General features: G+C 72.6%; 7 protein-coding genes. 1 reads left to right on the top strand and 6 read right to left on the bottom strand.

The window, feature by feature from the left end:
* Nucleotides 1–93 precede the first annotated feature (93 nt).
* Together ACFWRV_RS29930 and gmd are read right to left on the bottom strand one after the other, a co-directional pair.
* Entirely contained in the window at nucleotides 94–2,352 is a 2,259-nt protein-coding gene (locus ACFWRV_RS29930; RefSeq protein WP_384338920.1) for a LamG-like jellyroll fold domain-containing protein, read from the bottom strand.
* Nucleotides 2,353–2,747: 395 nt separating this feature from the next.
* On the bottom strand, nucleotides 2,748–3,761 hold the full coding sequence (gmd, locus tag ACFWRV_RS29925) for a GDP-mannose 4,6-dehydratase (RefSeq protein WP_384338924.1): 1,014 nt from the start codon (nucleotides 3,759–3,761) through the stop codon (nucleotides 2,748–2,750).
* A 115-nt stretch (nucleotides 3,762–3,876) separates the two neighbouring features.
* Here gmd and ACFWRV_RS29920 point away from each other — a divergent pair, with 115 nt between their 5' ends.
* Nucleotides 3,877–4,860: a GDP-L-fucose synthase family protein gene (locus ACFWRV_RS29920; protein ID WP_384338918.1), complete on the top strand. Its 984-nt coding sequence runs from the start codon at nucleotides 3,877–3,879 to the stop codon at nucleotides 4,858–4,860.
* A gap of 71 nt (nucleotides 4,861–4,931) precedes the next feature.
* Here ACFWRV_RS29920 and ACFWRV_RS29915 read toward each other — a convergent pair whose 3' ends face one another.
* From ACFWRV_RS29915 to ACFWRV_RS29900, 4 genes are all read right to left on the bottom strand, one after another.
* Nucleotides 4,932–6,440 (bottom strand): exopolysaccharide biosynthesis polyprenyl glycosylphosphotransferase, encoded by a 1,509-nt coding sequence (locus ACFWRV_RS29915; protein ID WP_384338916.1) that lies wholly within the window; start codon nucleotides 6,438–6,440, stop codon nucleotides 4,932–4,934.
* 420 nt (nucleotides 6,441–6,860) lie between these two features.
* The gene (locus ACFWRV_RS29910; protein ID WP_384338914.1) at nucleotides 6,861–9,077 is read right to left on the bottom strand and encodes a hypothetical protein; all 2,217 of its coding nucleotides are present in this window, start codon (nucleotides 9,075–9,077) and stop codon (nucleotides 6,861–6,863) included.
* 84 nt (nucleotides 9,078–9,161) lie between these two features.
* Nucleotides 9,162–9,698, bottom strand: a complete 537-nt coding sequence (locus ACFWRV_RS29905) for a hypothetical protein (RefSeq protein WP_384338912.1) — start codon at nucleotides 9,696–9,698, stop codon at nucleotides 9,162–9,164.
* 125 nt (nucleotides 9,699–9,823) lie between these two features.
* Nucleotides 9,824–12,589: a SpoIIE family protein phosphatase gene (locus ACFWRV_RS29900; RefSeq protein WP_384338910.1), complete on the bottom strand. Its 2,766-nt coding sequence runs from the start codon at nucleotides 12,587–12,589 to the stop codon at nucleotides 9,824–9,826.
* Nucleotides 12,590–12,649 lie beyond the last annotated feature (60 nt).

Here is a 12,649-nt window from a genome sequence, read left to right as displayed (position 1 = left end):
AGGTCGTTCCCGTCCGCGGACGAGCCGCAGGCGGCCAGCGCCGCCGCCGTCAGGACGACGGCGGCGCAGGCCAGGAACGGATTCCTCATGAGATCAGCTGTTCCTCAGGGCGTAGTGCGCGCTGATCGTGGAAGAGTTCAGCGCGGTCGGGTAGATGGCGGTCTCGTCGATCTGCCCTTCGAAGAAGTTGCTGGTGGGACGGCTCGGCCAGCCGGCCAGGTTGTCCCCGCCGACGCGCCAGTAGCCCGGGGAGCTGTCGTTGCCGGAGACCAGGATGTTCGACGCGCGCAGCTGCCCGTCGACGTACAGCGACATGCCCTGCCCCAGCGGGCCCTGGGTGGCGACGACGTGGTGCCACTGGCCGTCGTTGTAAGCCCCCGAGGTGGTGACGGTGCGGGCCCCGCCGCTCTGGACGCCGAACACGAGGCGCCCGTCGTTGCGCATGTAGATGTGCTTGTCGTGGCGGGTGCTGTTCTGCTGGGTCAGATTGCCGAAGCCGACGATCTTCCCGCCCCGGGTCGTGGTGGTCTTGATCCAGGTCTCGACGGTGAAGCGGGCCGGCTGGGCGTGCTGCCGGTTGCTGTACGCGTATTCGTCGGTCCCGCTGAACCCGATCGCCGTCGACGGCCCGGCGACCGCCGCCGGGGTCTGCCGGTAGGCGGGGCCGTTGCGCAGGAAGCCGTTGTTCAGGTTGCCGCTGCTGTCGTGCGCGAACGTGGAAGTGCCCTCGTCGTAGCGCCAGTAGAGGCTCGCCCCGTCGGACCTGACCCGGGCCGGGTACGCCTCCGTCGTGCTCGCCACGGTGGCGGACTGTGCCGGGGACTTGGCGCTGGTGTTGACGCCGTCGCTCGCGGTGATCCGGTACGCGTGGGTCTCGCCCTCGGCGACGTCGGTGTCCGTCCAGGTCAGCTGCGGCCGGTCCCAGAAGACCGAGGAGCCGGTCGTGGTGTGGATCGGGGTGGTGGAGCCGTCCTTGTAGATCCGGTAGGTCAGCTCACCGTCGTCGGTGTCGAAGCTGGTCTGCCAGTTCACGTCGATCCGCCCCGGGGTGAGCGTGGACAGGCTGACGTTGGGCACCCAGGGCGCGCCCGTGTCCGGGCCGTCCGCGAACCGGGTCAGACCCTGCTGCGGCTTGGTGTTGACGGTGGTGAACTCGCCTCCCACCCACAGGTAGTGGCGCCCGCCGCTGCTCGTCTGGGTCATCACGCGCGGCCCGACCGGCTCCCCGATCCCGTCGTTGGTGTCCGGGAACCAGGGCAGCAGCTTCGGGTCGTCGACCGACTGGGCCAGCAGGTGCTTGCGCGGCTGGTCCGGGAACGCGCCCATGCTGGCGCAGTCGTGGGCGTGGCTGCCGCTGTACAGCACCCCGGAGTGCACCAGCACGGACTGGGTCGCGCCGAGGCAGGTGTCCCGCCAGCGCTGCTCGAAGGTGCCGAGGCTCAGAGCGATGCGTCCGTCGAACACGCCGCCGCCGGTGCCCTCGTTGCCGGTGTAGAAGCCGGTGGCATCCGTGGTGATGTCCTGGACGGTGGAGTTGTTGTGAATGAACCCCGGGTAGGACTTGGTGAGTTGTCCGGTGGTGGCGTCGACGACGGCCAGCGCGTGGGTGTTCGTGCCGTTGATCCGGAAGAAGTCCCCGCCGAGCAGCACGTGTCGACCGTCCGGAGTCACCTCGACGGCCCGTGCGACCTCGTCGGCGTTGGCCGTGAAGGGCAGCAGGGCGGCTCCGGTCGTGACGGCGGCGAAGTGGTTCCTGGTCTGCCCGCCGACCGTGGTGAAGTCACCCGCCAGATAGACCGTGTCGTCGGTGACGGCGAGCCCCCGCACGGTCGCCGAGACCCCGATCTTGAAGCTGTTGCGGACCGTGCAGCTCTCCGTGTCGATCGCCGCGATATTGCTCACGCCGACACCGTTCACCGCGCCGAACTGGCCGCCCGCGTAGAGGGTGTCGCCGTCCGGGGAGAGGGCGAGAGACCGTACGGTCGCGGTCCCCGAGGAGATGGTGAAGGACAGCGAGCAGTCGGTGGGCGCCCCGGTCGCGGCGTCGAACGCGGCGAAGTTCACCGCGGGCTGTTCGCTCGTTCCGGGGGCTGCGGTGGGGGGCCGCAGGGTGGAGAAGGTGCCGCCCGCGTAGACGACGCCGTCGCCGGCGGCCATCGACCAGACGATGCCGTTGGTCTGCCAGGTGGTGAGGTCGTCCGCGGTGATGGCGACCGGTGGTGTCAGCGCCGCCGCCGGGGAGGCCCCGACCGTGGTCGCGGTCAGGGCTCCGGCCAGCAGGCCGAGAGCGGCGGAAGCGGCCCGCACACGGCCGCGTCCTCCGGTTCTCTGCCCCGTACTTCCGTTCATCATTCAGCTCCGAAGGTGAGATTCGAGCTGCGGCCGAAAGGCCGCGGATCCTGCCTCGCCCGACCGGGAGCGGGGACGGTGCGTCCCGCCGGGAGTCGTGGCGAGTGGGTAGGCGGGGCCGAGGCCCCGCCCGCGGCCGGCGCGTCGAGCTCCATCGAGCGGTCGGTGGAGATCGGCGGTAGCGCCGGTGATCGTCCCGGGCACGGGCGCGGCGAGCGCCGGCCGGGAGTCATGGGTGGCCGCCGGCCCGGTCCGGGCGTCGGCGGTCACACGGTCCTGTCGGTCCGGTAAGGGGACGGCGGACCGGCGGCGGAGCAGCCCGGCCCGGCCGCCGGGGGAGATGCGCACGTGACGGGGACGCCCGTCCACCGGCCCACAGGGGCGGCGCCCCCGCCCGTTCACCGGTCCACCCGGACGGCGGCCCCGGACAGCTGGTCCTCCAGCCGGCGGATGTCGGCGTCGACCATGATCCGGGCCAGCTCGCGCGACTTCACCTCGGGCTTCCAGCCCAGCAGCTCCTCGGCCTTGGACGCGTCACCGATCAACGCGTCGACCTCGCTGGGGCGTTCGTACTTGGGGTCGTAGCGCACGTGCTCGCGCCAGTCGAGGCCCGCGTGCTCGAAGGAGAACTCCAGGAACTGCCGGACGCTGACGCCCTCGCCGGTGGCGATCACGAAGTCGTCGGGGGCGTCGCACTGGAGCATCCGCCACATGGCGTCCACGTACTCCGGCGCGTACCCCCAGTCCCGGACCGCGTCAAGGTTGCCCAGGTGCAGCCGGTCCTGGAGCCCGGCCTTGATCCGGGCGACGCCCCGGGTGATCTTCCGGGTCACGAAGGTCTCACCCCGGCGCGGCGACTCGTGGTTGAAGAGGATCCCGTTCACCGCGAACATGCCGTACGCCTCGCGGTAGTTGACCGTCGCCCAGTACGAGTACACCTTCGCCACGCTGTACGGGCTGCGCGGGTGGAACGAGGTCTTCTCGTTCTGCGGGGGCGGGCTCGCGCCGAACATCTCGGAGGACGAGGCCTGGTAGAGCCGGGTGTGGATGCCGCTGGCCCGGACCGCCTCCAGCAGCCGGACGGTGCCGAGCCCGGTGACGTCACCGGTGTAGAGCGGAGCGTCGAAGGACACCCGCACATGCGACTGCGCGCCCAGGTTGTAGACCTCGTCCGGCTGGATGTCGCGCAGCAGGTTCACCAGCGCCACACCGTCGGACAGGTCCGCGTGATGCAGGACGAAGGAACGCTCCGGCTCCTCGGGACCCTGGTATATGTGGTCGATCCGCTCGGTGTTGAAGCTCGAGGAGCGGCGTATGAGCCCGTGCACCGTGTATCCCTTGTCGAGCAACAGCTCGGCCAGATACGAACCGTCCTGGCCTGTCACTCCGGTGATGAGCGCGGTCTTCGCCACGATTCCCCCTTCTCTGCTGATCGCCTCGGCGGCGATGTTCACCGATATTCCGGAATTGGAGCGTTCTGCGGCAAAGCGTCACCGCAGTCCCTTTTCTGCTGGCACAATCCGAGCCATGACGACCGAACTCCCCGTCCCGTCCCAGGAATCCGCCCGTCCTCTACTGCGCCCCGGCTCCCGCATATTCGTCGCGGGACACCGCGGCCTGGTCGGCTCGGCGGTGGCCCGCCGCCTCGCCGACGACGGCCACGAGGTGCTCACCCGCGGCCGTGACCTCCTCGACCTGCGCGACGCCGCGCGGACCGAGACGTATCTGAAGGAGGTCCGCCCGGACGCCGTGGTGCTGGCCGCCGCCAAGGTGGGCGGGATCATGGCCAACAGCACGTATCCGGTGCAGTTCCTGGAGGACAACCTGCGCATCCAGCTCAGCGTGATCGCCGGTGCGCACGCGGCCGGGACACCGCGGCTGCTCTTCCTCGGCTCGTCGTGCATCTACCCCCGGCTCGCCCCCCAGCCGATCCGTGAGGAGTCGCTGCTTACCGGTGAGCTGGAGCCCACCAACGAGGCGTACGCCCTCGCCAAGATCGCCGGGATCGTCCAGACCCAGTCCTACCGGCGGCAGTACGGCGCCTCCTACATCAGCGCCATGCCCACCAATCTCTACGGGCCCGGCGACAACTTCGACCTGGAGACCTCGCACGTCCTGCCCGCGCTGATCCGCCGCTTCCACGAGGCGCGCAGCGACGACGCCCCCGAGGTGACCCTGTGGGGATCCGGCTCCCCGCGCCGCGAGTTCCTCCACGTCGACGACCTCGCCGCCGCCTGCGTGAGCCTGCTGGAGGCCTACGACGGTGACGAACCCGTCAACATCGGCTGCGGCGAGGACCTCACGATCCGCGAACTCGCGGAAACCGTACGTGAGGTGACGGGCTACCAGGGCAGCATCCGCTGGGACACCTCGAAGCCCGACGGGACCCCCCGAAAGCTGCTCGACGTCACCCGCCTCAACGCCCTCGGCTTCACGCCGAAGATCCCGCTGCGCGACGGTATCGCCCGCACCTACGCCTGGTGGCTCGGACAACTCCCGCCCGAAAGCTGACCGTTCGCCGCCGTGAGAGGTCTCGCGGCGGCGCACCGGTGGTGCTCCTCGCATCCGCACGCCCGCCGCTCTCAGTACGCCCCGCGGCCGTCGGTGACGGCGCGCACGGTGCGGGCGAGGAGTCCCATGTCGGCGGCGACCGACCAGTTGTCCACGTACCAGAGGTCGAGCGAGACGGTCTCGTGCCAGCTCAGGTCGGAGCGTCCGCTCACCTGCCACAGGCCCGTGAGACCCGGTTTCACGGTGAGCCGGCGGTGTTCCCGCTCGTCGTAGCGCGATGCCTCCTCCGGCAGCGGCGGCCGCGGACCCACCAAGGACATGTGGCCCAGCAACACATTGACGAGCTGCGGGAGTTCGTCGATCGACGTGCGCCGCAGCATCCGGCCGACCGGCGTCACCCGAGGATCGCTGCGCATCTTGAACAGCGGGCCGTCGACCTCGTTGGCCGCGATCAGCCGCGCCTTGAGATGCTCCGCGTCCGCCACCATCGTGCGGAACTTCCACATGGTGAAAGGCCGGTTGTGCTGCCCCTGCCGGACCTGCCGGTGGAAGACCGGACCCCGCGAGGACAGCCGGACGCTCAGTGCGACGGTCAGTAACAACGGTGCCAGGGTCAGCAGTCCGAACAGGGCGCCCGTACGGTCCAGCGCGTTCTTGACCGCCGCCTGCGGGCCCCCGCGCAGCGGTGGCGCGATGTGCAGCAGGGTGAGGCCGGCGGCGGTGACGGGACGCACCCGCTCGGCCGCCACACCGGACAGCTCCGAGAGCACGGACAGGGCGACGCCCCCGTCGTGCAGCCCCCAGCCGAGGCGTCGCAGCCGGTCGCCGGTCAGCTGGGGCCCGGGAGCCACCAGCACCAGGTCCGCCGCGTGCGCGTAGACCCCGCCGAGCACTGTCGACACATCGTCGTCGGCCGGGCAGGACGCGAGGTGCCCCGGCACCTGCACCCCGTCCAGCTCCAGCCGGCCGGCGCCCACCGGAATGGCGGCGACCAGCGCGTAACCGTGGTCCGTACGGGAGTTGAGCAGCTCGGCCGCCCGGCCCACCCCCGGCGCCTCGCCCACCAGCAGCACCCGGCGGACCCGGTGGCCCCGCCGCCGCAGCCCCGACACCGCCGTGGCGATCAGCAGCCCCGGCGCGACGGCCACGACGGCCGTGGCCGGGTCCACCGGGCTGCCCGCCGCCGTGTGCAGCACGGCCAGCAGGCCGATGAGGACGAGCCAGTCGCCGACGGCACCGCCCGCGCCGCTCATGCCGAGCGCACCGCCCGGCTCGGTCCGCAGCCGGTCGGTGTACCGCCCGCGGACCCCGCGCAGCCCGGCCCACAGCAGCCCCGCCACCGCGGCGGCCGCCACCGGGCGGGGCTGGTCGCCCGCGCGCAGCAGCAGCCAGGCCGGACCGGCCAGACCCAGCAGATCGGTCAGTGCCAGGAGGGCCGGGCCGGACGCGGGCTTGTGCCGGACCGGCGCCCGGCCGGCCGGATCGCGCCGAGCCGTCGGTTCCCTCCACAGCTGTTCCAGGGCCGCCGTGCGATTCCGGGAGGCGGCGGTGCGAGGACGCGGCGCGCCCCGAAGCCCCACCGGTCCGGATAGGTCGGTATCAGGTATTTCGACATGCCCCATGAGCCCCCCAGCCACAGTTGCACCCCCACAAACGGGACGCATCCGCCGATCCCATGGACTGACGGATGCGCCCTCGCTCGGTGCACGATATCCACACACGTGCCATTTCGCTGGAGTTCTCGTGAAGTTCAGGCGGCATGGCTCGGACACCTCCGATCTGCCGGAACCGTCCGATGTCGCCTGGTGGGTAAGGAGATTGATGGAGCGACAGGCGAGTAAGCGCTTGTGATCGGCGGCGCCGAGGGGCCGCTCGTGGAGGTTCCCGCTCCGCTGTGTCCCGGCAAGGACGCGTGAACCCCCTGGCGGGGGGTGTTGCCCGGCCAGGGGGTTCACGCGTTCCCACCCCACTCCCGAGGGGCGGGGAAGGCCGCTACGCCGTCAGAGTGCGCCCTCCGTGCGCCTCCTGGCGCGCCGGTGGATCAGCACCCCGGCGCCAACGAGCGCCGCTGCTGCGAGAGTTGCCGACATCACAGTGGCCCCGGTGGCGGCCAGACTGCCGCCGCCGGACGTGGTGGCGGTCCCGGTGCCGCCGCCGACGCCACCGCCGACCGTGGAGCCGGCGTTCCCGGCCGTACCGGTGGAGCCTCCGGCCGCACCCGTGGAGCCGCCGGCCGACTGGGTACCGCTGTCGCCACCTGTCGAGCCGTCGCCTCCCGTGCTGCCGGTGCCGTTCGAGGTGTCACCGTCGCCGTCGGTGTCTCCGCCGGTGTCCCCGCCCCCGGTTGCCGCGGTGACGGTGAGCGTCACGGCGGCGGTGCGGGTGGTGCCGACGGCGTTGCGGAACTCGGCGCGGTAGCGGTAGCCGTCCTGCGCCGTCCGCGCGGTGAACGTGAGGGCCGGCCCGGTCGCGCCTTCGACGTCCTTCCAGGTCTGCGCGCCGTCGGTGCTGACCTGCCAGCGGACCGTGGGCTCCGGGGTTCCCTCCGCCTCGGCGGTGAGGGAGACCTCCTCGCCGTCCTGCGCCGTGCGGTCGGCGGGCGCGCGGGTCACCAGGGGCGAGGTCTGCCGGACCAGCTTGGTGATCTTCCCCTCGGCGGGGCTGGTGACGAAGACGGTGGCGCCGCCCGGTTCGACGGCGAGCGAGGCCGCCCCGGCCTGGGAGTGGTTGCCGGGCAGCGACAGGTCCTTCGCGGCCACGGCGAAGTCCTCGCTGCCGTACACGGTCAGCGTGCCGTTGTTGTCGTTGGCCGCGTCGGAGAGGTCCCCGCCGTCCTGCCAGACGACGTGGGCCCGGCCCGTCGCGGTGTCGAAGGCGGCGTCGCGGGCCAGGTCCTTGCCGACGAGCGTCTTGAGCAGCTTGCCCGCGGCGTCGAAGACCAGCACGGACCGGCCGACCCCGACCCACACCGCGCCGGTGGCCGGGTCCGTCTCGGTGAATCCGGCGATGCCCGCCGCGCCGGGCAGGTCGAAGGAGCCGGTGACGGCGAACGACGCGAGGTCCACGCGGTGCAGTTTCCCGGCCGCGAAGTCGGTGTACCAGAGCGTGCCCCGCTCGGGGTCGGCGGCGAACTGCGTGCCGCCCGGCAGGGTGAGCGTCCGGGTTGCCGTGCCGGTGGCCCGGTCGGTCTCGGAGAGCGTCGCGCCCTGGGCGACCAGGACCGTACCCGGGGTCGTGCCGGGGGCGATGTCGGTGATCGTGGACCCGGCGAGCCAGACGCCGGAGGCCGCCTCGTCGCCCGGCCTGGCGCTGCCGACGCCCCGCAGCGGGTAGGTGTAGACGACGCCGTCGCCCGGCAACGGCCCGGAGATGCGGGCGGCCGCCGAGGCCCGCAGCGCACCGGTGGAGCCGGGGGCCCGGCTGATCCAGCCCTCGGACGTCCCGTCCTCGGGATTCAGGACGTGCAGCCCGCGCTCGTCGACGTCGGCCGTGTCGGGGAGGTTGTCCGCGCCGACGTACAGCTTCTTCGAGTCGGGGTGCAGCAGCAGGTCCAGCGCCCTGCCGGCCGAGGTGAAGTCCGCGGCGGCCTGGTAGGAGACGGTCCCCGCGGGCACGTCGACGCCCCCGCCGCCCGGTTCGCCGGGCTCCTGGCCGGCGAAGGCGACGGGGATGCGGACGTCCTGCGTACGGTTGCCGGCCGCGCGGTGGTCGGCGCGGGTCACGACGGAACAGGACACCTCGGCGCAGTCGAGGCCGTCGCCCTTCTCCGTGATCTCGATCTCCACGTCGAAGGCGCCTCCGGGTCCGAAGGCCCGGGCGAGGTCGCCCTCGTACGGGTCGCCCGGGGGCACGATCCACTGCGAGGTCTTCGAACCGCCGCTCATGTCCGCCCCGCCGAGGCAGGGGGAGGGCACCCGGTTGTCCCCGTTGTCCTTGCACAGGGCGACGTAGATGCCGGTGGTGAGGCCGTACCCCTCGCCGGTGACCCGGACCTTCTGCCCGTCCGGGTCGAGACCGGTGGTGGCCGAGACGGTGAGCTTCTGCCCCTGGGGGCCGGTGGCCGTCTTCGGGGTCCCGGCGTCGGCGCCGACCGCCGCGCCGGTGGGGATCGCCGCCGTGAGCAGCAGGGCGGCGACGGCTGCCGTGCCCGCCCGGCGGATCTGTCTGCCGCGGCCGCTCGGCGGGGTGCCGGGATCGGTGCCCGGAGTGGATGTCATGTCATTCCTCGTCAGGACGCGGGGGAGCCCGGCCCCGGCACGAGCGGCCGGGACCGGGCGAAGGGCGGGAGAAGTCGCTCCGCGTTACACGAAGTTGATCGGAGCGTGGACGTCGTACTTGCGGTCGTTGGTGTCGGTGTGGTCGGCGCGGGTCACGATGGCGCACTCGACGGTGTCGCCGCAGACGTTTCCGCCGCCGAGGTCGGCCTTGACGTGTATCCGGACGCTGAAGGTGCCGCCCGCGCCGAAGGGCGAGGTGTTGGGCAGGCCGCCGCCCAGGCCGGAGACCCAGTGCGAGGCGCCGGTGGTGCCGGATTCGTCCTGGCCGCCGAGACACGGCGAGGGCTTGTTGGCGCCCTGGGCCCCGTCCACCACGCACAGGCTCACGTAGACGCCCTGGCCGGTGTGATAACCGCTTCCGGTGACGGTGATGTTGGCGCCCGAAGCGGCCGCGCTGTCGGGCGCGGAGAGCGACAGGTTGTAGGTCGTACCCCCGTCGGTGACCGTACGGGTGCCGGTCGCGGCGGCGGCGGGGGAGGCGAGGGTCACGGCCAGCGCGGCGGCGGCGAACGCGGCGAGGCCCGTGCGGGCGACGGTACGGGTGGAGGGAACAGCACTCACGGGATGAGCACCTTTCTCGGCATCGGTAACCAGAACCACGGACACCCAGTCAACTTAGGTAAGGCATACCTAAGTCCAAGTCTGTTGGGTTGTCAACAAAGTGGCACGGCCCGAGCGGAGCCGGGTCAGTCCTCTCCGGCCGGCGGCAGGGCCTGCTCGGTCCAGATGGTCTTCCCGGTCGGGGTGTACCGCGTGCCCCATCGCTGCACGAGCTGAGCCACGATGAACAGGCCGCGCCCGCCCTCGTCGTCCTCCGCGCTGTGCCGCAGATGCGGGGAGGTGTGCCCGGTGTCCGCGACCTCGCACACCAGCGTGCGGTCCCGGATGAGGCGCAGACCCAGCGGCCCGCCCGCGTACCGGACCGCGTTGGTGACCAGCTCGCTGACGACCAGCTGGGTCGCGAACACCAGCTCCTCCAGGCCCCAGGCCTCCAGTTGTCCGGTGGCCAGCTCGCGGGCGCGGCTCACCGACACCGCCTCGGCGGTCAGCTCCCAGTCGGCGACCCGCTCCGCGTCGAGCTCGCGGGTGCGGACCAGGAGCAGGGCCGTGTCGTCGGCGCTCGTGCCGCCGGGCACCAGCTCGGACACCGCCCGGTCGCACAGCTCCTCCAGGGACGCGGAGCGGTCGCCGAGCACCCGGCCCAGCGTGTCGAGGCCGTGGCCGATGTCGTGGTCCCGGGCCTCGACCAGGCCGTCGGTGAACAGCGCCAGCAGGCTGCCCACCGGTAGGTCGCACTCCATCGACTCGAACGGCAGCCCGCCCAGGCCCAGCGGTGGCCCGGCGGGCAGGTCCGGGAAGGACACCCGGCCGTCGGGGTCGACGATCGCCGGGGGCAGATGCCCGGCACGGGCCATGACACACCGCCGGGAGACCGGGTCGTAGACCGCGTACAGGCAGGTCGCCCCGGTGGTCACGTCGTACGTCTCGACGGCGCCGCCGTACGCGTCGAGACGGTCCTCCGCGGGCTGCCCCACCAGGTCGTCGAGCCGGGTCAGCAGCTCGTCGGGGGCCATGTCGAGCTGGGCGAAGGCCCGTACGGAGGTGCGCAGCCGCCCCATGGTGGCGGCTGCCTGGAGGCCGTGCCCGACCACGTCCCCCACCACGAGGCCGACCCGGGTCCCGGACAGCGGGATCACGTCGAACCAGTCCCCGCCGACGCCGGTCACATCGTCGGCGGGCAGATAGCGGTAGGCGGTGCTGACCGCGGACTGCGGCGGCAGATGGTGGGGCAGCAACTGCCGCTGGAGGGCGAGGGACGCGGTGCGCTCGCGGGTGTAGCGGCGCGCGTTGTCGATGCAGACCGCGGCCCGGGCCGCCAGCTCGTCGGCCAGGGCGACCTCGCCGTTGTCGAACGTGGTCGCCCGGTCGGGGGCGGGCGTGCGGCCCGAGGCGTCGGGGCGGACGCCCCGGTCGAAGGTGACGAGCCCGAGGATGCCGCCCCCGGTCCGCAGCGGGACGACCAGGGTGCCCTCGTCGAGCACGAGCCCGCCCGAGGACAGGCTGCGGTTCTGCGGGGACCCGGGCGGATAGACGACCGGCGGATACGGATGCCGGTCGTCGCCCGGGCCGGCGGAGCCCCGCGCCGTACGCGGGTCCGTCTCCGGGGCGGCGGGGGCCGGGGCGATGGAGTCCGGAGCTGCGAGGTCCGGGGCCGCGGGGTCCGAGGCGGCTGGGCCCGGAGCCAGGCGGGCCGGGGCGGCGGAGTCCGAGCCGGAAGGGTCCGAGACGGGCGGATCCGAGGCGGCGGGCTCCGGGAGGGCTGCGTCCGGGACGGCTGGGTCCGGGGCTGCGCGGGCCGAGGCGGGGGGCTCCGGGACGGCGGGCTCCGGCTGTCCGGAATCCAGGAGGCCGGGGTCCGGCGCCGCGGGTCCCGGGTCCGACCGTTCCGCGACCCTCAGCAGGGACATGTCCGCCGGGCTGCCCACCGCCGCCGTCTCCCCGGTCACCGCGGCCCGCGTGACGTCGACCCGTACGGTCGCCGCGAAGTCCGGCACGGCCACCTCGGCGATCTCCTCGGCGGTGGTGGCCACGTCCAGGACCGTGCCGATCCTGCGGCCGGCCTCCACGAGGAGTGTCAGCCGCTCCTGGACCCGGTAGCGGTCGGTGATGTCGAACGCGTCCTCGCACACGCCGAACACGTGCCCGTGAGCGTCCTCCAGCCGGTAGTAGGCGCAGGACCACAGGTGGTCCCGCCCCGGGTCGCTGGGCTGCTGCCCCCGGAAGTGCAGGTCGAGAATCGGTTCGCCCGTGTCGAGCACCTGGTGCATGACGCCGTCGAGCGTCTGCGGATAGCCCGGGGTCACGAAGGAGCCCCCGGAGTACAACTCGTCGGCGCGCTTGCCCCGGAACGTGGCCAGCGGCTGCCCGATCTCCCGTTCGTACGCCGTGTTGCTCCAGGTCAGGCGCAGGTCGGTGTCGTAGATCGCCAGTCCCACGGGTGACTGGGTGGCCAGCCCGTGGAGCAGGGCGAGCCGCGATTCCCAGTGCCGCAGCTCCCTCACCTCGGCCGCCACCAGGATCCGGTCCGGAGCGCCTGCGCCGTTGCCCGCGGCCCCGCCCGGCAGCGGGCACGTCGCCGTCGCCACCAGCAGCTCACGGCCGTCCCGGGCGCGTGCCACATGGATCTCGTTGCCGACGAGGGACGGCGGGCCGATGTCGGCAGTGGTCGTTCCGGATGATTCGGCCGGGGGAGTGTCACCGACCGGGCGCACCGACAGGAACGCGCTCAGCGGCCGCCCCAGGACCTCGGCCGGGCGGTAGCCGAGGAGCTCGGCTGCCGCGGGACTCCAGCCGACGACCGTGCTCTCGGCGTCCAGGACCACCGTGGCCGCCCTGGTGATGTCCAGGGGTCCACGGAAATCGGCGCTCTCCGCCGTGCTCGCCGCGCTCACGGCGCGACACCGGCCCGGTTCATTACTTTCAGAATCGGCCCTGCCCGGGACCCGCACAAC

The sequence above is a fragment of the Streptomyces sp. NPDC058576 genome (assembly GCF_042718715.1).
GTDB lineage: Bacteria > Actinomycetota > Actinomycetes > Streptomycetales > Streptomycetaceae > Streptomyces.
The sequence above is the reverse complement of the archived record's forward strand: the minus strand, read 5'-3'. Positions and strand labels throughout refer to the sequence as shown.